Origin of the sequence: Thermus thalpophilus (assembly GCF_022760915.1) — a bacterium.
In the GTDB taxonomy this organism is placed as follows: Bacteria; Deinococcota; Deinococci; order Deinococcales; family Thermaceae; genus Thermus; species Thermus thalpophilus.
The window spans coordinates 1-22,098 of record NZ_JAKTNS010000034.1; the positions used below are offsets into that span (position 1 = coordinate 1).

The 22,098-nt window shown below is 67.4% G+C and carries 22 protein-coding genes; 12 read left to right on the forward strand and 10 right to left on the reverse strand.

Translation table 11 applies throughout. From position 1 onward, the window contains the following. The first annotated feature begins 262 nt into the window (after nucleotides 1-262). The 7 genes from leuC to ilvD are packed head-to-tail and all read left to right on the forward strand — an operon-like array spanning nucleotide 263 to nucleotide 6,709. Nucleotides 263-1,681 (forward strand): 3-isopropylmalate dehydratase large subunit, encoded by a 1,419-nt coding sequence (gene leuC / locus L0D17_RS10680; protein ID WP_039455873.1) that lies wholly within the window; start codon nucleotides 263-265, stop codon nucleotides 1,679-1,681. Nucleotides 1,682-1,692: 11 nt separating this feature from the next. Beyond that, nucleotides 1,693-2,298: a 3-isopropylmalate dehydratase small subunit gene (leuD, locus tag L0D17_RS10685; protein ID WP_243095166.1), complete on the forward strand. Its 606-nt coding sequence runs from the start codon at nucleotides 1,693-1,695 to the stop codon at nucleotides 2,296-2,298. Then, nucleotides 2,295-3,332, forward strand: coding sequence for a 3-isopropylmalate dehydrogenase (gene leuB, locus L0D17_RS10690; RefSeq protein ID WP_243095168.1), 1,038 nt, complete (start codon nucleotides 2,295-2,297; stop codon nucleotides 3,330-3,332). The genes leuD and leuB overlap by 4 nt, the downstream gene beginning before the upstream one ends. 5 nt (nucleotides 3,333-3,337) lie before the next feature. Further along, nucleotides 3,338-3,871 (forward strand): Uma2 family endonuclease, encoded by a 534-nt coding sequence (locus L0D17_RS10695; protein ID WP_039455867.1) that lies wholly within the window; start codon nucleotides 3,338-3,340, stop codon nucleotides 3,869-3,871. After that, nucleotides 3,868-4,314: a Uma2 family endonuclease gene (locus tag L0D17_RS10700; protein WP_243095170.1), complete on the forward strand. Its 447-nt coding sequence runs from the start codon at nucleotides 3,868-3,870 to the stop codon at nucleotides 4,312-4,314. Before L0D17_RS10695 ends, L0D17_RS10700 begins: the two co-directional genes overlap by 4 nt. After that, a complete protein-coding gene (locus tag L0D17_RS10705; RefSeq protein WP_243095172.1) occupies nucleotides 4,311-5,045 on the forward strand; it encodes an SDR family NAD(P)-dependent oxidoreductase in 735 nt (244 codons plus the stop codon). Before L0D17_RS10700 ends, L0D17_RS10705 begins: the two co-directional genes overlap by 4 nt. Beyond that, nucleotides 5,042-6,709, forward strand: coding sequence for a dihydroxy-acid dehydratase (ilvD, locus tag L0D17_RS10710; RefSeq protein ID WP_243095180.1), 1,668 nt, complete (start codon nucleotides 5,042-5,044; stop codon nucleotides 6,707-6,709). Before L0D17_RS10705 ends, ilvD begins: the two co-directional genes overlap by 4 nt. On the opposite strand, the gene L0D17_RS10715 is transcribed toward ilvD, so the two are convergent. From L0D17_RS10715 to L0D17_RS10755, 9 genes are read right to left on the reverse strand one after another with little or no spacing between them, the layout of a single operon-like run. Then, on the reverse strand, nucleotides 6,706-7,083 hold the full coding sequence (locus L0D17_RS10715; protein WP_243095182.1) for a c-type cytochrome: 378 nt from the start codon (nucleotides 7,081-7,083) through the stop codon (nucleotides 6,706-6,708). The two genes, ilvD and L0D17_RS10715, sit on opposite strands and share 4 nt — an antisense overlap. Before the next feature lie 35 nt (nucleotides 7,084-7,118). Beyond that, nucleotides 7,119-8,174, reverse strand: a complete 1,056-nt coding sequence (locus L0D17_RS10720; RefSeq protein ID WP_243095184.1) for a polyamine ABC transporter substrate-binding protein — start codon at nucleotides 8,172-8,174, stop codon at nucleotides 7,119-7,121. Further along, nucleotides 8,171-8,950 (reverse strand): ABC transporter permease, encoded by a 780-nt coding sequence (locus L0D17_RS10725; protein WP_243095185.1) that lies wholly within the window; start codon nucleotides 8,948-8,950, stop codon nucleotides 8,171-8,173. The genes L0D17_RS10720 and L0D17_RS10725 overlap by 4 nt, the downstream gene beginning before the upstream one ends. Further along, the gene (locus L0D17_RS10730) at nucleotides 8,947-9,807 is read right to left on the reverse strand and encodes an ABC transporter permease (protein WP_039455852.1); all 861 of its coding nucleotides are present in this window, start codon (nucleotides 9,805-9,807) and stop codon (nucleotides 8,947-8,949) included. The genes L0D17_RS10725 and L0D17_RS10730 overlap by 4 nt, the downstream gene beginning before the upstream one ends. After that, nucleotides 9,800-10,867 (reverse strand): ABC transporter ATP-binding protein, encoded by a 1,068-nt coding sequence (locus L0D17_RS10735; protein WP_243095191.1) that lies wholly within the window; start codon nucleotides 10,865-10,867, stop codon nucleotides 9,800-9,802. Before L0D17_RS10735 ends, L0D17_RS10730 begins: the two co-directional genes overlap by 8 nt. Before the next feature lie 18 nt (nucleotides 10,868-10,885). Beyond that, nucleotides 10,886-11,965: a rod shape-determining protein RodA gene (rodA, locus tag L0D17_RS10740; RefSeq protein WP_243095193.1), complete on the reverse strand. Its 1,080-nt coding sequence runs from the start codon at nucleotides 11,963-11,965 to the stop codon at nucleotides 10,886-10,888. A 7-nt stretch (nucleotides 11,966-11,972) separates the two neighbouring features. After that, nucleotides 11,973-12,194 (reverse strand): cell division topological specificity factor MinE, encoded by a 222-nt coding sequence (minE, locus tag L0D17_RS10745; protein ID WP_039455846.1) that lies wholly within the window; start codon nucleotides 12,192-12,194, stop codon nucleotides 11,973-11,975. Next, a complete protein-coding gene (gene minD / locus L0D17_RS10750; protein WP_039455845.1) occupies nucleotides 12,194-12,997 on the reverse strand; it encodes a septum site-determining protein MinD in 804 nt (267 codons plus the stop codon). Before minD ends, minE begins: the two co-directional genes overlap by 1 nt. Beyond that, nucleotides 12,994-13,302: a winged helix-turn-helix transcriptional regulator gene (locus tag L0D17_RS10755; RefSeq protein ID WP_039455843.1), complete on the reverse strand. Its 309-nt coding sequence runs from the start codon at nucleotides 13,300-13,302 to the stop codon at nucleotides 12,994-12,996. The genes minD and L0D17_RS10755 overlap by 4 nt, the downstream gene beginning before the upstream one ends. Before the next feature lie 73 nt (nucleotides 13,303-13,375). Between L0D17_RS10755 and L0D17_RS10760 the strand changes: the two genes are divergently transcribed. From L0D17_RS10760 to L0D17_RS10770, 3 genes are read left to right on the forward strand one after another with little or no spacing between them, the layout of a single operon-like run. Further along, entirely contained in the window at nucleotides 13,376-13,513 is a 138-nt protein-coding gene (locus tag L0D17_RS10760) for a hypothetical protein (protein ID WP_152607313.1), read from the forward strand. A 9-nt stretch (nucleotides 13,514-13,522) separates the two neighbouring features. After that, nucleotides 13,523-15,067: an acyl-CoA mutase large subunit family protein gene (locus L0D17_RS10765; protein WP_243095195.1), complete on the forward strand. Its 1,545-nt coding sequence runs from the start codon at nucleotides 13,523-13,525 to the stop codon at nucleotides 15,065-15,067. Nucleotides 15,068-15,070: 3 nt separating this feature from the next. Beyond that, entirely contained in the window at nucleotides 15,071-15,457 is a 387-nt protein-coding gene (locus tag L0D17_RS10770) for a nuclear transport factor 2 family protein (RefSeq protein ID WP_243095197.1), read from the forward strand. Between the two features lie 24 nt (nucleotides 15,458-15,481). Here L0D17_RS10770 and acs (L0D17_RS10775) read toward each other — a convergent pair whose 3' ends face one another. Further along, entirely contained in the window at nucleotides 15,482-17,428 is a 1,947-nt protein-coding gene (gene acs / locus L0D17_RS10775; RefSeq protein ID WP_243095199.1) for an acetate--CoA ligase, read from the reverse strand. A 128-nt stretch (nucleotides 17,429-17,556) separates the two neighbouring features. Between acs (L0D17_RS10775) and L0D17_RS10780 the strand changes: the two genes are divergently transcribed. Together L0D17_RS10780 and acs (L0D17_RS10785) are read left to right on the forward strand one after the other, a co-directional pair. Then, a complete protein-coding gene (locus L0D17_RS10780) occupies nucleotides 17,557-20,088 on the forward strand; it encodes an AMP-binding protein (protein ID WP_243095203.1) in 2,532 nt (843 codons plus the stop codon). Then, a complete protein-coding gene (acs, locus tag L0D17_RS10785; RefSeq protein WP_243095201.1) occupies nucleotides 20,066-21,949 on the forward strand; it encodes an acetate--CoA ligase in 1,884 nt (627 codons plus the stop codon). Before L0D17_RS10780 ends, acs (L0D17_RS10785) begins: the two co-directional genes overlap by 23 nt. The last annotated feature ends 149 nt before the right edge of the window (nucleotides 21,950-22,098 follow it).

Genomic DNA, 22,098 nt, shown 5'->3' on the forward strand with positions numbered 1-22,098 from the left:
TTCTCTCCCTTCTCCCGCCCCCTCCGGGGTACAAGGCAATTTACTAGGCAAGCCCAGCTGGCCCCTTCTCCAGCCAAGGAGCCCCCTTCTACCCCCTTCCCCGAAATCCCACCTTGACCAAAGGGCCCCGAAACCCTTAGGCTAGGGGGCAATGCGGCGGGGCATTCTGCTAGACCTAGACCGGGCGGGCCCGGTCTAGGGAGGCCTTTCCGCTTTCCCCCGGGCCCCAAGGACCCGGGGGGCTTTTTATAGGGAGGGAACCATGGGGAAAACGCTTTACGAGAAGGTTTGGGAAGCCCACGAGGTGAGGAAGCTCCGAAACGGCCAGAGCCAGCTCTTCATAGACCTGCACCTCCTGCACGAGGTGACGAGCCCCCAGGCCTTCGGGATGCTGAAGGACCTGGGGCTCAAGGTGCGCTACCCCCACCGCACCTTCGCCACCGTGGACCACATCGTCCCCACCCACGACCGCACCGAGCCCTTCCAAGACCCCTTGGCCCAGAGCATGCTGGACGCCCTCCGGCAAAACACCAAGGAGCACGGCATCACCTTCTTTGACCTGGGGAGCGGAAACCAGGGCATCGTCCACGTGATCGGGCCCCAGCTTGGCCTCACCCAACCCGGGATGACCATCGCCTGCGGCGACTCCCACACCTCCACCCACGGGGCTTTTGGGGCCGTGGCCTTTGGCATCGGCACGAGCCAGGTGCGGGACGTTCTCGCCACCCAAACCCTCGCCGCCCAAAAGCTCAAGGTGCGGCGGATCAACGTAGAGGGGAAGCTCGCCCCTGGGGTCTACGCCAAGGACGTGATCCTCCACATCATCCGCCACCTGGGGGTGAAGGGGGGCCTGGGCTACGCCTATGAGTACGGCGGGAGCGCCGTGGAGGCCATGGACATGGAAAGCCGCATGACGCTTTGCAACATGTCCATTGAAGGTGGGGCCCGGGTGGGCTACGTGAACCCCGACGAGACCACCTTCCGCTACCTCGAGGGCCGCCCCTACGCCCCCAAAGGGGCCGAATGGGAGGAGGCCAAGAAAAGGTGGCTCGCTTGGCGTTCCGACCCCGACGCCGCCTATGACGACGTGGTCACCTTCCGCGCCGAGGAGATCGCCCCCACGGTCACCTGGGGCATCACCCCGGGGCAGGCCATCCCCATTGACGGGCGCATCCCCCTCTTGGAGGAGCTTCCCGAGGAGGAGCGCCCCGTGGCCGAGGAAGCCTTGGCCTACATGGGCTTTCGGCCGGGGCAGCCCATCAAGGGGGTGCCCATCCAGGTGGCCTTCATCGGAAGCTGCACCAACGCCAGGCTTTCCGACCTCCGGGAGGTGGCCCGCCACCTCCAGGGGCACAAGGTGAAGAAGGGGGTGCGGGCGCTGGTGGTGCCGGGCTCCGAGTGGGTGGCGAAGCGGGCCGAGGAGGAAGGGATCGCCGAGATTTTCCGCCAGGCGGGGTTTGAGTGGCGCAACCCGGGGTGCTCCATGTGCCTGGCCATGAACCCGGACCGCCTGGAAGGGGATGAGCTTTGCGCCTCCAGCTCCAACCGCAACTACAAAGGGCGCATGGGAAGCCCCAGGGGGCGCACGGTGCTCATGAGCCCCCTCATGGTGGCAGCGGCGGCGGTGGCCGGGGAGATCGCCGACGCCCGGGAGGTCTTCGGCGTGGTGGGCGCGCGCTGAGGAGGTGGAAGATGCTGGAGAAGTTCACGATCATCCGGGGAAGGGCGGTGCCCCTGCGGGGCGAGGACATTGACACGGACCGGATCATCCCGGCCCGCTTCATGAAAGCCCTCACCTTTGAGGGCTTGGGCCAATACCTTTTCTACGACGAGCGGTTTGACGAAAAGGGCAACCCCAAGCCCCACCCCCTGAACGACCCCCGCTACCAGGGGGCGAGCATCCTTTTGGTGGAGTCGGGCTTTGGCTCGGGCTCTAGCCGCGAGCACGCTCCCCAGGCCATCAAGCGGGCGGGGTTTAGGGCCATCATCGGGGAGAGCTTCGCCGAGATCTTCTTCGGCAACGCCACCGCCATCGGCCTTCCCTGCGTGACCCTAGCCCCGGAAGACCTGGCGGTGCTCTTCCAGGCGGTGGAGCAAGACCCCGGGCTGGAGGTGGAGATAGACCTCGTCAACGAGGAGGTGCGCTTTGGGGACCGGGTGGCCCCCCTCTTCATTCGGGAGGAGGCCCGGGAAGCCCTGACCCAGGGGCTTTGGGACCCCATCGGGGAGCTTTTGGAGGCGGGGGAGCTTCTGGACGCCTTTGACCGCAAGCTTCCCTACCCCAGGAGGGCGGAATGAAGGTGGCGGTGCTTCCCGGGGACGGCATCGGCCCCGAGGTGACGGCGGCCGCCCTAAGGGTCCTGAAGGCCCTGGACGAGGCGGAGGGCCTTGGCCTCACCCACGAGGTCCTCCCCTTCGGGGGAGCGGCCATAGACGCCCACGGGGAGCCCTTCCCCGAGGTGACGCGGCGGGGTGTGGAGGAAGCCCAAGCGGTGCTTTTGGGAAGCGTGGGCGGGCCCAAGTGGGACAACCTGCCCCGCAAAATCCGCCCCGAAACCGGCCTCCTCGCCTTAAGGAAAAGCCAGGACCTCTTCGCCAACCTCCGCCCCGCCAAGGTCTTCCCCGGGCTGGAGAAGCTTTCCCCCTTGAAGGAGGAGATCGCCCGGGGGGTGGACGTCCTCATCGTGCGGGAACTCACCGGGGGGATCTACTTTGGGGAGCCCAGGGGCATGTCCGAGGCGGAGGCCTGGAACACGGAACGCTACAGCAAGCCCGAGGTGGAGCGGGTGGCCAAGGTGGCCTTTGAGGCGGCGAGGAAGCGGAGGAAGCACGTCACCAGCGTGGACAAGGCCAATGTCCTCGAGGTGGGGGAGTTCTGGCGCAAGACCGTGGAGGAGGTGGGGCGGGACTACCCCGAGGTGGTCCTGGAGCACCAATACGTGGACGCCATGGCCATGCACCTGGTGCGAAGCCCCGCCCGCTTTGACGTGGTGGTGACGGGCAACATCTTCGGGGACATCCTCTCGGACCTGGCGAGCGTCCTCCCCGGCTCCTTGGGGCTCCTCCCCTCCGCCTCCTTGGGCCGGGGCACCCCGGTCTTTGAGCCGGTGCACGGCTCCGCCCCGGACATCGCCGGCAAGGGGGTGGCCAACCCCACCGCCGCCATCCTTTCCGCCGCCATGATGCTGGAGCACGCCTTCGGGCTGGTGGAGCTGGCCCGGAAGGTGGAAAAGGCGGTGGCGCAAGCCCTGGTGGAAGCCCCACCCCCCGACCTAGGGGGCACCGCGGGCACCCAGGCCTTCACGGAGGCCGTGCTCCGCCGCCTAAAATGAGGAAAATGGTCCGCCACCGCTTCAGCGCCGAGGACTTCCACCGAATGGGGGAAGCGGGCATCCTCCCCGAGGACGCCCGGGTGGAGCTGGTGCAGGGGGAGGTCCTGGAGATGAGCCCGGTAGGAAAGCGGCACGTGTACGCCTTGAACGCCCTTTTGGACCTTCTTGCCCCCCTAAGGGGCCAGGTGGTCCTCTCCGTGCAAAACCCCTTGGTGCTGGAACCGGAAACAGAGGTATACCCTGACCTCGTCCTGCTCAGGCCACCGAGGGAAGCCTATCGGAACCGTCTACCTGAGGGAAAGGACGCCCTCCTGGTCATAGAGGTGGCGGAGAGCTCCTTAGACTACGATCTCCGGGTGAAGGTTCCCCTCTACGCCCAGGCCGGGGTGCCCGAGGTCTGGGTGCTGGACCTAACCCGGGACCGGCTCCACCGCTTCAGCGAGCCCCAAGGCGGGGCCTACCGGTACCACCAGACGCTGGAAGAGGGCATGCTGGAAGTCCTCGGCCTCTCCTTCCCCCTCCAGGAGGTCCTCCCATGACCCACTGCCGGCTCACCCCAGAAGGATTCCCTCGCACGGCGGAAGCTGGGGTCCTTCCCGAGGACCTGCGGCCGGGGCTCGGGGAGATGAACCCCATCCGTCCCAAGCTCGCTGCCGCCATGCGGCCGCCCACCGCCCGCTTCGCCCCTCTCGCCGCCCGCGGCGAGGCCCCGCTTTCCGCGCAGAACCCCCTGGTGGCTGCCGGGTCCGGGCCCTATCCCAACCGCACCCTCCTGATGGCGGAGGGGGTGGGCACGCCCTTGTGCCCCGATCCCACCCCCAAGTTCCCCCGCTACGCCCAGGCCGGGGCGCCCAAGGCCTGGGCAGTGGACCTCGAGGGCAGGCGCGCCCTCCTCCACCGCCGCCCCGAAGGCGGGGCCTGCTGGGAAGGGGAAAACCAGCCCCCCCTCCGCGTGGAAATCCCCACGGAGGAACTCCTATGAGAAAAACCCTCATCCTCACCGGGGCGAGCCGGGGCATCGGCAGGGCCCTAGCCCTGGAGCTCGCCAAGGCGGGCTACGACCTGGTGCTCAACGCCCGCTCGGAAGCCCCCCTAAGGGGCGTGGCGGAGGAGGCCCAGGCCCTGGGGGCCAGGGTGGCCCACGTGGCGGGAAGCGCCGGCAGGGCCGAGGTGGCGGAGGCCTTGGTGGAGAAGGCGGCGGGGCTTGGGAACTTCTATGGCTACATCCACAACGCCGGGGTCCTCCACCCGGGGCCTTTGCTCTATGAGGTGGCGGAGGCGCTCTTTATGGAGGTCCTCGAGGCCAACCTGATCGCCGGCTACCAGCTCGCCCGCTTCGCCTACCCCCTCCTAAGGCGCCAGGGGGAGGGGCTTGCGGTCTACGTGGGCTCGGGGGCGGCGGAGACGAACCTCCCCGGCATCGGCGCCTACGCCGTGGCCAAGGCGGCGGAGGAGCACCTGGCGCGGCAGCTGGCCGCGGAGGTGCCCGAGGTGGCCTGTTTTGTTTACCGCCCCGGGGTGGTGGAAACGGAAATGCAACGCCAGGCCCGCGAGGCGCAGGGAAGCGCCGCGCCCGTGCTCCAGCGGGTCTTTAGGGGCTACAAGGAAGAAGGGCTTCTGCTCACGCCGGAGGAGGCGGCCAGGGCCCTGGTGCGCCTTCTTCCCAAGGCGAGGCAATACCACGGCAAAACCGCCAGCTGGAGGGACGCATGAGATCGGACCGCATCAAGAAGGGACTGCAGCAGGCCCCGGCCCGGAGCATGCTCCGGGCGGTGGGGGTGGGGGACGAGGACTTCGCCAGGCCCTTTGTGGGGGTGGTGAACACCTTCACCGACGGGATGCCCTGCAACTTTCACCTGCGGCAACTGGCCCTAGACCTTAAAGCGGGCCTAAGGGAAGCGGGCCTGGTGCCCTTTGAGTTTGGGGCCCCCGCCGTCTCTGACGGCATCAGCATGGGCACCCCGGGCATGCGGGCAAGCCTCGTTAGCCGCGAGGTCATCGCCGATAGCATTGAGCTCATCGCCCAAGGCTACCTCTACGACGGCATGGTGGCCCTTTCCGCCTGCGACAAGACCATCCCCGGGGGGGCCATGGGGGTCATCCGAAGCGGCGTCCCCGGCATGGTCCTCTACGGGGGGACCATCGCCCCCGGGGAGTGGCGGGGCAGGAAGCTCACCATCGTGGAGGTCTTTGAGGCGGTGGGCCAGCGGGCGGCGGGCAAGATCACGGACGAGGAGCTTTTGGAGATAGAAAAGCGGGCCATCCCCGGCCCCGGGGCCTGCGGCGGCCAGTACACCGCCAACACCATGGCCATGGCCCTGGAGGTCCTGGGCCTCTCCCCCGTGGGCTACAACGCCATCCCCGCCGTCCACCCGGAAAAGGCCCAGGCCACCCGTGAGGCGGGGCGGATCCTATCGGAGGCCATCGCCAAAGACTGGAAGCCCAAGGACTTCCTCACCCGCAGGAGCTTCCTCAATGCCATCGCCACCGTGGCCGCCACGGGGGGGAGCACCAACGCCGTGCTCCACCTCCTGGCCATGGCCAAGGAGGCGGGGGTGGAGCTCAGCCTGGACGACTTTGACCAGGTTTCCCGCAAGACCCCGGTCATCGCCGACCTGAGGCCCTGGGGCACCTACACCGCCTGGGAGCTTTACGAGGCGGGGGGCACCGCCTTGGTCTTTAAGCGGCTTTTGGAAGCGGGCCTCCTCTTTGGGGAGGAAAAGACCCTCACCGGAAGGACCCTGGCGGAGGAGGTGGAGCGGGCCTACCGGGAGCGGGAGGGGCAGCGGGTGGTCTTCCCCGTGGAAAGGGCCCTAAAGCCCCACGGCGGCCTGGTGGTCCTAAAGGGGAACCTCGCCCCCCAAGGGGCGGTTTTGAAGCTCGCCGGCACCGAGCGCACCTTCTTTGAGGGGCCCGCCCGGGTCTTTGACTCGGAGGAGGCGGCCATGGAAAAGGTCCTCAAGGGGGAGATCCGCCCCGGGGACGTGGTGGTCATCCGCTACGTGGGGCCCAAGGGAGCCCCCGGCATGCCGGAGATGCTCTCCGTGACCAGCGCCATCGTGGGGGAAGGCCTGGGCCCCGAGGTGGCCCTCCTCACCGACGGCCGCTTCTCCGGGGGCACGCGGGGCCTCATGATCGGCCACATCGCCCCCGAGGCCTTCGTGGGCGGCCCCATCGCCCTCCTGGAAGAGGGGGACCGGGTGCGGATAGACGTGGAGAACCGCCGCCTCGAGGTCCTCCTCCCCGAGGAGGAACTCGCCCGGCGCAAAGCGAGGTGGCAACCCCGCCCCCCCGCCTTCCGCCACGGCCTTTTCGCCCGCTACGCCGCCTTGGTGCGCCAGGCGGACGAGGGCGCCACCCTGGAAGACCCCCTTTAGGGGCGCTTCACCCCGTCGGGGGTGAGGTTTAAGCCCCGCCCCCGGCGCACCTCTTCTGGGGTGAAGGGCTCCCCCTTGGCCCCCAGCAGGGCGCGGAGGTGGTTCAAAAGGGAGGCGAGCTCCTCGTCCTTGAGCTGGGCGAAGCCGGGCATCAGCCCCGCCTCACCCTTCCTGCCGTAGAGGACCACCAGGACCAGGTAGCGCCGCCCTTCCGGGGTGGCGAAGAGGGGCGCCGCTCCTTGAAGGGGGGGGTAAGGGCGCACCCCTTGGCCCTTCTCCCCGTGGCACTGGGCGCAGGTCTTCCCCCAAAGGGCCTCGGTCCCTTGGCCCCACGCCAGACCCAAGGCCAGGAGAAGGGCCAGAAGCTTCCTCATGGGTCAAGCTTACCCCATCCCTCGCCAAACGGCCTTTAGCGAGCCTTCACCTCGGTCCAGACCCGGTCAAAAAGGGCGATCTCCGGCCCCAGGTCCTTGAGGTACTCCAGCTTGGCCCGCACCTCCTCAGGGGGGAAGACCACAGGGTCTTGGCGCATCTCCTGGGGCAAGAGAGGGATGGCGGCGGCCACCGGGGTGGCGTAGCGGGTGTACTCAGCCAAGGCGGCGGCGTTTTCCGGGGCCAAGAGGAAGTCTATGAAGCGGTAGGCCAGCTCCTGGGCCGGGCCCCGCTTCAGGACCACCATGGCGTCGGTCCAAAGGGTCCCCCCCTCCTTGGGGATGGCGTAGCGCAGGCGCTCGTCCTCTTGGCGGGCCTGGAGGACGTCCCCCGAGTAGGCCAGGCTTAAGGCGGCGTCCCCCGCCAGGATGCGGTTTAGCGCCTCTACACCCCCGGCGAAGCCCACGGAGCGCCCCTTGGCCGCGATCAAAAGCTCCTTGGCCTTCTCCAAGGCCGCGGGGTCGGTGGTGTTCACCGAGTAGCCCAGATACTTCAGTGCCGCCCCAATGGTCTCCCGCATCTCGTCCAGGAGAAGGAAAGGCCCCACCTGGCGCCCCGGGTCAAAGAACACGGCGTAGGAGTCCACGGGACCCCTCACCAGGTCCTCCCGGTAGGCAAGCCCCGTGGTGCCCCAAAGGTAGGGGACGGAGTACTGGAGGCCCGGGTCATAGGGAGGATTTTGGAAGAATGGGTCCAGGTTTTTAAGATTGGCGAGCCTCCCCTTGTCCAAGGGGGCGAGGAGGCCCTCGCGGGCCATCTGCAAGACGTAGTAGTCGGGGGCCACCACCAAGGAGAACTCCTGGTCCGCCCCCGCCTTCAGCTTGGCCAGCATGGCCTCGGGGGACTCAAAGGTGTCCAGGACCACCTTGGCCCCCGTTTCCGCCTCAAACTTCTTAACCAGCTCCTCGGGGATGTAGTCCGCCCAGTTGAGGAAGTAGAGGGTACCCGCCCCCCGGGCCGGCTTGGGCCACAAGAGGAAAACCCCGAGGAGGACCAAAGCCGCCAGCAACAGGAGAAAAATCCCTCGCCTCATACCCGCCTCCGGGAAAGAGCATACCCCAAAGCCAGAAAAAACGCCGAAAGCCCCACGATGAGGGTGGAAAGGGCGTGGACCTTAGGGCTTACCCCAAGCTTGACACTGGAGTAAATGTAAAGGGGCAAGGTGGTGGCCCCAGGGCCGGCGGTGAAGAAGGTGACCACGAAGTCGTCTAAGGAAAGGGTGAGGGCGAGGAGCGCCCCCGCCGCCACCCCCGGCCAGGCCAAGGGCAAGGTGACGTGGAGAAAGGTTTGGAACCCCCTGGCCCCCAGGTCCCGGGCCGCCTCCTCCAAAGCGGGGTCCAAAAGGAGGAGCCGGGAGCGCACCACCAAGGTGACGAAGGCGAGCTGGAAGGTGATGTGGCCCAGGATCACGGTGAAGAGGGAAAGCCGGGGAAAACCGAAAAGCTCCCGGGAAAAGGCGAAAAGGAGCAGGAGGGAAATCCCCATGACCACGTCGGGCACCACCACGGGGATGTAAAGGAGGTAGCGCAAAAGCTCCTTACCCAGGAAGCGGTAGCGCACCATGCCCAAGGCGAGGAGCGTGCCCAGAACCGTGGAAACCAGGGTGGACACCAGGGCCACCACCAGGGTGTTCAGGAAGTACTCCAGCACCCGCGGGTCTTGGAACAGGGCCCGGTACCAGTCCAGGGTGAAGCCGCTGAAGCGCACCCCCCGGCGGCTTTCGTTGAAGGAAAGGGCCACGATGACCAGGATGGGCACATAGAGGAAGAGGTACACCAAGAGGGCGTGGAGGGAGAGTAGCCGCCTCATACCAGCTCCTCGAGCCCCCTTTCCCCCTGTAGGCGGGCGTAGAGGTAAAGGCTCAAGAGGACGAAGCCCATGAGGAAGACGCTCAAGGCCGCCCCGAAGGCCCAGTCCCGGGTGACGCCGAACTGCTGCTGGATGAGGTTGCCGATGAGGACCACCCGCCCCGCCCCCAAAAGGTCCGCCACCACAAAGGTTCCCATGGCGGGGATGAAGACGAGGACGCTTCCCGCAAAGAGCCCCGGGTAGGTCTGGGGGAGCACCGCGTGCAAGAAGGCGCGGAAGGGCCTCGCCCCCAGGTCGTAGGCCGCCTCCAAAAGCTGCCAGTCCAGCCTTTCCACGCTGGCGTACACCGGAAGGACAAAGAAGGGCAAGAAGGTGTAGACCGTGGTCAAAAGCACGGCGCCGAAGGAGGGGTAGAAGGCGAAAGGACCAAGACCAAAAGCCCCCAAAAGGGCGTTCACCAGCCCTTCCCTCTGGAGCAACACCAGCCAGGCGTAGACCCGGATGAGGAAGTTGGTGAGGAAGGGCAGAAGGAGCAAAAAGAGGAGGAGGTCCCGCTTGGGATGCCGGGCAATGTAAAAGGCTAAGGGGTAGCCCAGGAGGGCGGAAAGGAGGGTGGCCCAGACGCCCACCAAGAGGCTTTCGGTGAAGGCCTCGAGGTAGACGGGCTGTAGGGCCCGGGCGTAGTTGTGAAGCCCCAAGGGCAGGCCGAGCTCGCCATAAGGCCCCCGGGAGAGGAGGGAGGCCAGGAGGACCAAAAGGGAAGGGAGGAGCACAAAGAGGAAAAGCCAAAGCCCCCCCGGCCCCACGGTGACCAGGACCCGCAAGAAGCGCTGCGCAGGGGTCGCCGCCTCATTCATGGACCACCACCAGGTTCTCCGGGGGGAGGTAGCAGTAAACCTCCTCCCCATAGCCGAACTCCTCCGCCCCCGGCTCCTGCAGGTCCTGGTTGAGGGTGTAGGCGAGGAGCCGCACTTCCCCCGCCCTGAGGTAGTACTGGTTCTCCGCCCCCGTGTAGACGATCTCCTCCACCGCCGCCCGCACCAGGTTCTCCCGGGCCGGGGCCCCGTTTTGCGCCGGGTAAAGGCGGATCTTTTCCGGGCGGATGGCCAAGAGGGCTTCCTTCTGCAAAGGCTCCCTTAGGCGCAAGGGCCCCAAGGGGGTTTCCGCCCCCAAGGGGTGGGGCTTGGCGGGAAGAAAGTTGGAGCGGCCCAGGAACTCCGCCACAAAGCGGCTTTTGGGCCGCTCGTACACCTCGTCGGGAAGGCCCATCTGCACGATGCGCCCTTGCCGCATCACGGCGATGCGGTCGGACATGACCAAGGCCTCCTCCTGGTCGTGGGTGACGAAGATAAAGGTGGTGCCAAGCCGCCTCTGGAGCTGCATGAGCTCCACCCGAAGCTCCTGGCGCAGCCGGGCGTCCAAGGCGGAAAGGGGCTCGTCCAGAAGGAGGACCTGGGGCTCTAAGACCAGGGCCCGGGCCAGGGCCACCCGCTGCTTCTGCCCCCCGGAGAGCTCCCGGGGGTAGCGCTTCTCCAGGCCCAAAAGGTCCACGAGCTCCAAGGCCCAGGCCACCTTCCGCTTCACCTCGGCCTGGGGCAGGCCCTTCATCCGGAGACCGAAGGCCACGTTCCCCTCCACGGTCATGTGGGGGAAAAGGGCGTAGTTCTGGAACACGGTGTTCACCGGGCGAGCGTAGGGAGGGACCCCCGCCATGTCCTTGCCGGCGATCTCCACCCGCCCGGTGTCCGGCGTGTCAAAGCCGGCCAGGATCCGCAACAAGGTGGTCTTGCCGCACCCGGAAGGCCCCAGGAGGCTGAAAAACTCTCCCCTTTTCACCTCCAGGTCCACCCCATCCAAGGCCACCACCCCACCGAAGGCCTTGCGCACCCCGGCCACGCGCACCAGCACCTCCGCCACGGGGCCCAGTTTAGCAGGCTAGGGCGCCGCCCGGTCCCGGTGGACCAAGAGGACCAAGCCTAAGGAAAACAGGGTGGCCATGAGGCTAGAACCCCCGTAGGAAAAAAGGGGCAGGGTAAGCCCGGTGACGGGCATCACCCCCAAGGCCACCCCCAGGTTCACCACCACCTGAAAGCCCAGCATCCCCCCCACGCCGGCGATGAAAAGGCGGTCCGCCATCCGGGAGCACTCCAGGGCCAGGCCCAGGAGGCGAAGGAGCAAGAGGGCGTAAAGGCCGAGGAGGGCCACCGCCCCCACGAACCCCCACTCCTCCGCCCAGACGGCGAAGACGAAGTCCGTGTGGCGGAAGGGGACGAAGCCCAGTTGCGTCTGGGTTCCCTGCCCGTACCCCTTGCCGAAAAGCCCCCCGGAACCGATGGCGATGGTGGACTGGATCACCTGGAAGCCCTGGCCCAAGGGGTCGCGGTAGGGGTCCAAGACGATGAGGACCCGCTCCCGCTGGTACGGCTTGAGGTTGGGCCAGACCACGGTGGGCACCAGGAGGACCAAGGCCAAGACCCCCACCAGAAGATGCTTCCAGGGAAGCCCCCGCACGAAGAGCACGGTAAAGGCGCCGAAGAGGACCACCAGGGTGCCCCCGAGGTCGGGCTGGAGGAGGAGAAGCGCCGCCACCGGGGCCGTGAGGAGACCCGGGGGCACGTAGTCCCAAACCCGGCGGATGGGCCTTTCCGCGAGGAACTGGGCCAGGGCCAGGACCAGGCCCACCTTGGCGAGCTCCAAGGGCTGGAACTGCAAGGGCCCCAGGACAAACCAGGCCTTGGCCCCGTTGATCTCCCGCCCCACCAAAAGCACCGCCACCAAGAGGACCAGGGAGAGGGCGTAAAGGGGGTAGGCCCAGGCGAAGAGGAGCCTGCGGGAGAGAAACTGGATCGCCACGGCAAGCCCCAAGCCCAAGGCCAGGGCCAAGGCCTGCCTGGGGATGAGGGCGGGGTCCGGGGTGGCGCTTTTCAGATTGACGAGCCCCAAGGCGGCCAAGGCCAAGGCCAGGAGGGCTAGGCCCCAGTCGTAGGCGAGGAGGTTAGGCCGTCTGAGGACCATGCCGCCCTTAACGCAAGGGGATGTCCGCCACCAGCACCACCTTTTCCCCCCGCTCCTCCAGGGCCACCTGGAGCCCTTCTTCCTGGGCGGGGAAGTAGCGGCGGAGGACCTCCAAAAGGTCTTTTTTTAGGCTTTCCACCAATCCCGGGGAAAGCTTGGCCCGGTCGTAGGCCAAGACCAGCTTGAGCCTTTCCTTGGCCTTGTCCTTGCTCCTTTTGCGCCACCACATCACCGACCCCCGAAGAGCTTGCGGATGACCCCCAAGAAGCCCTGGGCTTCCTCCAGGTGGCGGAAGGGCACCTCCTCGCCCCGCATGCGCCGGGCGGTGTCCAAGAAGGCTTGGGCGGCGGGGCTCGCCCCTTTCAGGACCAAGGGCTCCCCCTGGTTGGTGGAGACGATCACCTGCTCGTCCTCGGGGATGATGCCGATGGGCCTTAGGCCCAGGATCTCCACCACGTCCTCCACGGAGAGCATATCCCCCCGGCTCACCATCTTGGGCCGCAGGCGGTTGATGACGAGGTAGTTCTCCCGGATCTCCCGGGCCTCCAAGAGGCCGATAATGCGGTCGGCGTCCCTTACGCTACTCACCTCCGGATTCACCACCACCAAGGCCCCTTCCGCCGGGGTGGCGGCGGTCTGGAAGCCCTTCTCAATGCCGGCGGGGGAGTCAATCAACACCCGGTCAAACCCCTCCTCGGTGAGGAGAAACTGGACGAGCTCCTTGAACTTGGCGGGGTCCAGGGCCTCCTTGTCCTTGGTCTGGGAGGCGGGGAGGAGGTAGAGGTTTTCCACCCGCTTGTCCCGAATGAGGGCTTGCCGAGGCTTGGCCCGTCCCTCCAGAACGTCAATGAGGTCAAAGACCACCCGCCCCTCGAGGCCCATGACCACGTCCAGGTTGCGGAGGCCCACGTCCACGTCCACCACCGCCACCTTCTCCCCCAGCTTGGCCAAGGCCGCACCCAGGTTGGCGGTGGTGGTGGTCTTCCCCACCCCGCCCTTGCCGGAAGTCACCACGATGGCTTTCGCTTTCACCGCACCTCCTCCTGCTTGGCCTCCAATACCTCCTCCAATCCGCGCAGGAAATCCAAAACCCGCTTGCCCCGCGGGGTCAAGGTGTATTCTACCCGGGGCGGCACCTCGGGGTAGGCCCGCCGCTCCACGAAGCCCAAAAGGTGGAACTCCCGTAGCCTTTCCGCCAGGGTCCTGGGGGAAAGGACGAGGAGGCTTTCCAGGTCGGAAAAGCGGGAGGCCCCCCGGCTCAAGGCGAAGAGCACTTCCGGCGCTCCCCGCCTGGCCAGGACCTTGAGCACCTTGCGGGCGTTTTTGGATAGGGCCATGGGCTAATGCTATCAAAGGAGGAGGTAGCTAGGAAGCGGGGAAGCGAGGCGGGGAAAGGGGTATGCTAAGGGGGTGCGGGAAGAGCCCAAGCCCGACTGGAAGGACTTCTTAGCCCTGGTCCTCGCCGCCTACAGCCTCCTCTTGCCGCCCCTCCTCCTCGTCTTGGGGGTTCTTTTCCTCCTCCTTCTCTTGCTCCGCCTTTTCCTGTAAAACTAGGCTATGGAAGGCCTCTTTGAGTCCCTGCCGGAGGGCTACCGGGAAAGGCTAGGGCGGCCAGGGGAGTACCCCTTCACCCGGGGCATCTACCCCCGCATGTACCTGGACCGGCTCTGGACCATGCGCCAGTACGCCGGCTTCTCCACCGCCGAGGAGTCCAACGCCCGCTACCGATACCTCCTTTCCCAGGGCCAAACCGGCCTCAGCGTGGCCTTTGACCTGCCCACGCAGCTCGGCCTGGACCCCGACCACCCCATGAGCGTGGGGGAGGTGGGGCGGGTGGGGGTGTCCATCGCCACCCTCGAGGACATGCGCAAGCTCTTTGACGGCATCCCCCTGGACAAGGTCTCCACCAGCATGACCATCAACGCCCCCGCCATGATGCTCCTCGCCCTCTACCTCCTGGTGGCGGAGGAGCAACGGGTTTCTTGGGACAAGGTCTCGGGCACGGTGCAAAACGACATCCTGAAGGAGTACTTCGCCCGGGGCACCTACATCTACCCCCCTGGCCCCTCCATGCGCCTCGTGACCGACATCTTTGAGTTCTGCGCCCGGCACGTGCCCAAGTGGAACACCATCAGCATCTCCGGCTACCACATCCGCGAGGCGGGGGCCACCGCCGCCCAGGAGATCGCCTTCACCCTAGCCGACGGCAAGGCCTACGTGCGGGCGGCCCTGGAGCGGGGCCTGGACGTGGACGCCTTCGCCCCCAGGCTTTCCTTCTTCTTCGCCGCCCACGGGGATATCTTTGAAGAGGCGGCCAAGTTCCGCGCGGCCAGGCGGCTTTGGGCCCGCATCATGCGGGAGGAGTTCGGGGCCAAGGACCCCAAAAGCTGGATGCTCCGCTTCCACACCCAGACGGGGGGCTCCACCCTCACCGCCCAAGAGCCCTTGAACAACGTGGTGCGCACCGCCTACCAAGCCCTGGCCGCCGTGCTCGGGGGCACGCAAAGCCTCCACACCAACGCCTACGATGAGGCCTTGGGCCTGCCCACGGAAAAAAGCGCCCTCCTGGCCCTGCGCACGCAGCAGATCCTGGCCTATGAAAGCGGAGTCACCAAGGCCATTGACCCCTTGGGGGGAAGCTTCTACGTGGAGCACCTCACCGACCAGTTGGAAAAGGAGGCGGAAAGGCTCATCGCCGAGATAGACGCCCTGGGCGGGGCGGTGGCCGCGGTGGAGGCGGGCTACTTCCAGCGGGCCATAGAGGAGTCCGCCTGGCAGTTCCAGAAGGAGGTGGAGGAGGGCAAGCGGATCCTCGTGGGGGTGAACCGCTTCTTTGACCCCAACAGCCCCCTAAACGAGCCCGTGCCCGTGCAGCGCATTGACCCCGAGCTCCACGAGAGGAGGAAGCGGGAGCTTGCCGCCTTCAGGGCCAACCGGGATGGGGAAAGCGTCCGGGTGGGCCTAGAGCGCCTGCGCCAGGCGGCGCGGGGCCAGGAAAACCTCTTCCCCTATGTTTTGGAAGCCTTCCGCCGCCGGGCCACCTTGGGGGAGGTCTGCGGGGTCCTCCGGGAGGAGTGGGGGGAGTACCAGCCGGGGAGGTGAGCCGTGGAGGGCGAGGCCGAGCTTTGGGGTTTCCTGGAGCACCACCTAAAGAGCATCTACGAAGGGGACTACGCCACCTACGCCGCCACCACCCATCCCGAGCTTTCCCTCTACGAGTGGTTCGTCACCCCCCACCGCCTGGACGGCCTGGACTTCCACCGCTTCATGGTGGAGAAGAACTGGGCCACCAGGGGTAGGCCCTACCGCATTGACCTCTTGGAGCGGCGGCTCCAGCGCTACGGGGAGGTGGCCATCTTCAGCTACACCCTCCTCCTCACCGTGGAGGAGGAAGGGGGGCTAAGGCACCGGGCGGTGAACGAAAGCCGTGTGGCGGTGCGCTTCCCCGAGGGGTGGAAGGTGGTGCACGTGCACAAAAGCCCGGCGGGCTAGCCCGCCGGGCCAAAGGACGGGGCCTTAGGCCCCCTCCTTGAGCTTCTCCACCACGGAGCGGTCCTCGAGGGTGGAGGTGTCCCCCTTGATCTCCTTCTCCCCGGCGGCGATCTGCCGCAGGAGGCGGCGCATGATCTTGCCGGAGCGGGTCTTGGGCAAGGCGTCGGTGAAGCGCACCTCGTCGGGGCGGGCGATGGGGCCGATCACCTTGGCCACGTGGGCCTTGAGCTCCTCCTTAAGGGCATCGGAAGGCGCGAAGCCCTCCTTCAGGGTCACGAAGGCCACGATGGCCTCCCCCTTCAGGGGGTCGGGCCGGCCCACCACCGCCGCCTCCGCCACCGCCGGGTGGGAGACCAGGGCGGACTCAATCTCCATGGTGCCCAGGCGGTGGCCCGCCACGTTCAGGACGTCATCCACCCGGCCCTGGATCAGGTAGTAGCCGTCCCTGTCCCGCCGGGCCCCGTCCCCGGTGAAGTAGACCCCGGGGTGCTGGCTGAAGTACTGCTGGATAAACCGCTCCGGGTCGCCCCAGACGGTGCGGAGCATGCTGGGCCAGGGCCTTGTGATGCAGAGGTGGCCGCCCTCGTCCGGGTTCTCCACGGGCTTGTGCTCGCTGTCCAGGATCTCCGGCTTCACCCCGAAGAAGGGCTTGCCGGCGTGCCCCGGCTTCATGGCATGGGCCCCGGGCAGGGTGGTGATCATGATGCCGCCCGTTTCCGTCTGCCACCAGGTGTCCACGATGGGGCAGCGCCCTTTGCCGATCACGTGGTAGTACCAAAGCCACGCCTCGGGGTTGATGGGCTCGCCCACGGTGCCCAGAAGCCTCAGGGTTTCCAAGCGGTGCTTGGCGGGCCACCCCTCCCCCCACTTCATGAAGGCGCGGATGGCGGTGGGGGCGGTGTAGAAGATGGTCACCCCGTACTTGTCCACAATCTGCCAGAAGCGGTCGGGCTCCGGCCAGTTGGGAGCCCCCTCGTACATCACCGTGGTGGCCCCGTTCAGAAGGGGCCCGTAGACCACGTAGGAGTGGCCGGTGATCCAGCCCACGTCGGCGGTGCACCAGTAGACGTCCTCGTCCTTAAGGTCAAAGACCAGCTTGGTGGTGTAGTAGACGTAGGTCATGTAGCCGCCCGTGGTGTGGAGGACCCCCTTGGGCTTACCCGTGGAGCCCGAGGTGTAGAGGATAAAAAGGGGCTCCTCCGCCTCCATGGGTTCCGGGTCCAGGCGGTCGGGGGCCGCCTCCATGAGCTCGTGCCACCAGTGGTCCCGGCCCGGGGTCCAGGGCACCTCCTCCCCGGTGCGGCGCACCACCACCACGTGCTCCACGCTGGGGGTTTCCTTGAGGGCCTCGTCGGCGTTCTGCTTCAGGGGGACGATGCCGCCCCGGCGGTAGCCGCCGTCGGCGGTGATGAGGACCTTGGCCTGGGCGTCCTTGATGCGGTCGGCCAAGGCCCCCGAGGAAAAGCCCCCGAAGACCACGGAGTGCACCGCCCCAATGCGGGTGCAGGCCAGCATGGCGATGGCCGCCTCGGGGACCATGGGGAGGTAGATGGTGACCCTATCGCCCTTCTTCACCCCGAGCCGCTTCAGGACGTTGGCGAACTTCTGCACCTCCCGCCAAAGGTCGTGGTAGGTGAGGACCCGCTCCTCCCCCGGCTCCCCTTCCCAGATGATGGCCGCCTTGTTTTTGCGCCAGGTCTTCACGTGGCGGTCCAGGGCGTTGTAGGAGAGGTTGGTCTTGCCCCCCACGAACCACTTGGGGTGGGGGAGGTCCCCCTCCAGGACCTTCTGCCAAGGCTCAAACCAGTGGAGCTCCGAGGCCACCCGGCCCCAGAAGCCCTCGGGGTCCTTTAGGCTTTCCTCATAGAGGCGCGCGTACTCCTCCTCGCTCTTGATGTGGGCCTGCTGGCGGAAGGCCTCGCTCGGGTAAAACACCCGCTCTTCCTTGAGGACGCCTTCAATCCGGTCCATATCCCCTCCTTTGCTCTTGAGGATAGGGAGGGCCAAGGGCAGGGTCAAGAAAAGGGGGGTTTTTCACCATTTGCCAAAGCCCCCCTTTCTTGACAGGAGGGGGCTTGCCAAGGGCAAGATGGAGCCAGATGGCCAAGCGGCGAAGCCTCTCCACCGTGCAGGCCGCCCTGCGCATCCTGGCCTACCTGGCGGAACACCCAGAGGGGGTGGAGGTGAAGGAGGTGGCCCGCCTCCTGGGCAAGAGCCTCTCCACCGCTTACGCCCTCCTGAATAGCCTGGTGGAGGAAGGCTTTGCCGTCAAAGGGGAAAAGGGTTACCGCCTGGGGAGCACCAAGCCGGTTCCCCTGGAGACCACCCCCTTGGAGGAGGCCCTGGAAGAGCTTTACCTCCGCACCCGGGAGCGCTGCTACCTGGCCCTCCTCACCCCCCAAGGGGTGAGGCTGAAGACGAGGGGGCGGCAGGGCCAGCCCCACCCCCTGGGGGAAACCCTTCCCGAGGAGGCTCACGCCCTGGCCTTGGGCAAGGTGCTCCTGGCCTTTGGCGCCCTGCCCTTACCCCCCTTGCGCCCCCGCACCCCCTACACCCTCACCGACCCCTTGGCCCTCGAGGAGGAACTCAAGCGGGTGCGGGAGTCGGGCCTGGCGGCGGAGATGGAGGAGTACGCCCTGGGGCTTTCCGCCCTGGCCGCTCCCCTTTTCGGCCCGGGGGGGGAGCTTCTTGGCGCCTTGGGCGTGGTGGTGCCGGCTCGGCGTTTCCCCTTCGCCTTTAGCCGCCTGGCCCGGGCCCTTTCCGAGGTGGCCCAGGTCTCCCCCTACCTCAAGCCCCCCGAGCCCCCAAGCCTGGCCCCGCCCCTGGAGGCGGGCTTCCGGGTGGAGGTGATGGAGCCTCCCGACGAGTTGAAGGAGAAGGCCAACCTACAGGACCTCGCCGCCGCCTACCGAGAAGCCCTCGAGGACCCCGAAGCCTTCTTTGGCGCCTTCGCCCGGGAGTTCTTCTGGGAAAGGCCTTGGGAAAAGGCCTACGACCCCGAGAGCCGCCGCTGGTTCCAAGGGGGGCTCACCAACGCCGCCCTCAACGCCTTGGACCGCCACCTCCCGGAAAAGGCCCAACAAGTGGCCCTCCTCACCCTGGACGGGGAAGGGCGCCTGGAAAAGTGGACCTACCGGGAGCTCAAGGAGCTTTCCGCCCGCCTGGCGGGCCTCCTTTGGGGCCTGGGCGTGCGGCCTGGGGACCGGGTGGCCCTCTATACGCCCACGGGAGCCGAGGCCACCCTAACCCTCTTGGCCCTGGCCCGCATAGGCGCGGTGCACGTAACCCTACCCGTGGGCCTTGGGCCTGAGGCGCTGAGGGAAAGGCTCCTTCAAAGCGAGGCCCGCCTCCTCGTCGCCGCCGACGGCTACTACCGCAGGGGGCAGCTCATCCCCTTGCGCCCCGTGGTGGAGGCGGCGGTAGCGGGGCTGGACCTCCCCGTGCTCTGGCACGTGCGGGGAACCACGGAGTTCCTGGAAAGGGCCTCCGAAGGGAGGCCGGTGGACCCTGTGCCCGTGCCCGCCCACCACCCCTTGTTCCTCCTCCACACCTCCGGGTCCACGGGGAGGCCCAAGGGCGTGGTCCACGGCCACGGGGGGTACATGGTGGGGGTGGCCTGGGCCCTCCGCTACCTCTTTGACCTAAAGCCGGGGGAGGTCTTCCACACCACCGCCGACCTCTTCTGGGTGGTGGGCCACTCCTTCGGCCTCTACGCCCCCCTTTTCCTGGGGGGCACCAGCCTCCTGGTGGAGGACCGCCCCGACCACCCAAGCCCCGCCGCCTTCTACGAGCGCCTGGCCCGGCTCGGGGTGGATGTCCTCCTCACCTCCCCCACCCTCCTCCGCACCCTCAGGCGCCACGGGGAGGCAAGGCCCACGGGCCTACGGCTGGTGGGGAGCGTGGGGGAGGCCTTGGCCCCGGAGGTGTGGCGCTGGACCCGGGAAAACCTGGCCTGGCCCCTGGACAACTGGTGGCAGACGGAGCTCGGGGCCCCGGCCCTCGCCACCCCCCTCGCCCTCCCCGCCAAGCCCGGCTACGTGGGGGTGCCCCTCCCCGGGGTGGAGGCCCGGGTGGTGGATGAGGGAGGCCAGGTCCTCCCCCCGGGGGCCAAGGGGCACCTGGTCCTCCTCCGGGCGGGCCCCGCCCACATGGTGGACCTCCTGGGGGGGGAAAACCCGTGGCGGGGCGGGCTCTACTGGACCGGGGACCTGGCGGTGATGGACGAGGAGGGGTATTTCCGCATCCTGGGCCGCTCGGAGGAGGTGATCAAGGTGGGGGAGGCCAGGCTCGGCACCGCCGAGGTGGAGGCCGCCGCCCTCACCCACCCCCAGGTGGCGGAGGCGGCGGCGGTGGGGGTGCCGGGGGAAGAGGGGGAGGAGATCGTGGTCTTCGTGGTGCCCAAGCAGGCGGTCCCCGAGGAGCTCAAGCCCCTCCTGGCGGAAAAGCTCAAGGCCCACCTCCTGCGCCACCTGGGCCCGGTGACCCCGCCCCGGGTCCTTTTTGCGGAAAGCCTGCCCCGCACCCGGAGCGGCAAGATCCTGCGGCGGCTTCTTAAGGCGGAACTCTTGGGCTTAGACCCGGGGGACACCTCGGGACTGGAGGAAAGCGATGGCGGTGGAAAAGCTTCTTAAAGCGGAAGAGCGGCTTTGGGCCCCTGAAGCCTTGCGCCGGGCGGCAAACCTCAAGGGCTTCGCCGCGGAGTACCGGCGGAGCCTCGAGGACCCCGAGGGCTTCTGGGGGGAGTGGGCCAAGCGGTTCTACTGGGAAACGCCCTTCCAGAAGGTCCTGGAGTGGGACCTCCCCGAGCACCGCTGGTTCCTGGAGGGCACCACCAACGCCGTCTACAACGCCCTGGAGCGCAACGTGGAGCGGGGCCTTCGGAACAAGGTGGCCCTCCTCTACCTAAGCGAGGACGGGCAGGAGCAAAAGCTCACCTATGGGGAGCTTTTGGACCGGGTGCGCCGCCTGGCCACCGCCCTTAAGCGGCTTGGGGTGGGCAAGGGGGACCGGGTGGTGATCTACATGCCCCTCACCCTGGAAGGCGTGATGGCCATGCTGGCCACCGCCTACCTGGGGGCCATCCACAGCGTGGTCTACGCCGGGCTTGGGGTGGCGGCGCTGAGGGAGCGCATCCTGGATGCAGGGGCCAAGCTCCTCATCGCCGGGGACGTGAGCCACCGAAGGGGGAAGGGGGTGGACCTCCGCTCCATCGTGGAGGAGGCCATTCGGGACCTTCCCCTAAAGGTCATCTGGTTCCAGAGGGCCTACCGGGCGGAGCTTCCCGAAGGCCACCATGACTTCCAGGAACTCCTTTGGAACACCCCCCCGGAGGCCCGGGCGGAGATGGTGGAGGCGGAACACCCCCTCTTCATCCTCTACACCTCGGGCTCCACGGGCAAGCCCAAGGGGGTGGTCCACGTCCACGGGGGCTACATGGTGGGCACCACCTACCACCTGCGCACCTTCTTTGACGTGAAGGACGAGGACGTCTTCTGGGCCACCAGCGACATCGGCTGGATCGTGGGCCACTCCTACATCGTCTACGCCCCTCTCTTGGAGGGCGTCACCTCCGTGCTCCGGGAAGGGGCCCCCGACTACCCCGACCCCGGGGCCTTCTGGCAGGTGGTGGAGCGGTACCGGGTGAACGTGATGTTCACCGCCCCCACGGCGGTGCGGCTTTTCATGAAGCACGGCCCCGAGTGGCCCAAGCGGTACGACCTCTCCTCCTTGCGCCTCCTGGCCGTGGCGGGAGAGCCCCTAAACCCGGAGGCCCTGCGCTGGGCCTATGCGCACCTGGTGGACGGGGGCAAAAGGGGCTTCGTGGCGGACAACTGGTGGCAGACGGAGCTGGGGGGGCCCACCCTGGGCACCCCCCTCACCCTCCCGGCCAAGCCGGGCTTTGCCGGGGTGGCCCTGCCCGGGGTGGAGGCCGCCGTGGTGGACGAGGAGGGGAAGCCCGTGCCCCCAGGGCAGGGGGGGCTTTTGGTGCTCAAGCGGCCCTTCCCCCACATGATGCGCACCGTCTGGGGCAACCACGAGCGCTACCTCCAGTACTGGCGGGAGGTTCCTGGGGGGGTCTACGCCGCCGGGGACGTGGCAAGCCAGGACGAGGAAGGCTACTTCAGCGTCCTGGGCCGGGCGGATGACGTCCTCAACGTGGCGGGCCACCGCATCGGCACCGCGGACGTGGAAAGCGCCTTGGTCTCCCACCCGGCGGTGGCGGAGGCGGCGGTGATCGGGGTGCCCGACCCCCTGAAGGGGGAGGCCATTAAGGCCTTCGTGGTCCTGCGCTCGGGGCAGAGCCCCTCGGAGGCGCTCAAGGAAGGGATCATCCAGCACGTGCGCCGGGAGCTTGGCCCCATCGCCACGCCCAGCGAGGTGGTCTTCCTGGAGAAGCTTCCCAAGACCCGCTCGGGCAAGATCCTGCGGCGGCTTCTGAAAGCAAGGGAGCTGGGGAAAGACCCTGGGGACCTTTCCACCCTCGAGGAGTAACCCCAACCCCCGTGAGGGCGAAACCGGGTCCAAGCAAAGGGTCTCCGGGTGGAAAATCACGCCCTTCCTCTTCTCGGAAAGTAAAGGAGAAAACCCTCAGTACACGTCAAAACGTGGGACCACCCCTTTAGGATGGACCTGCGCCCACG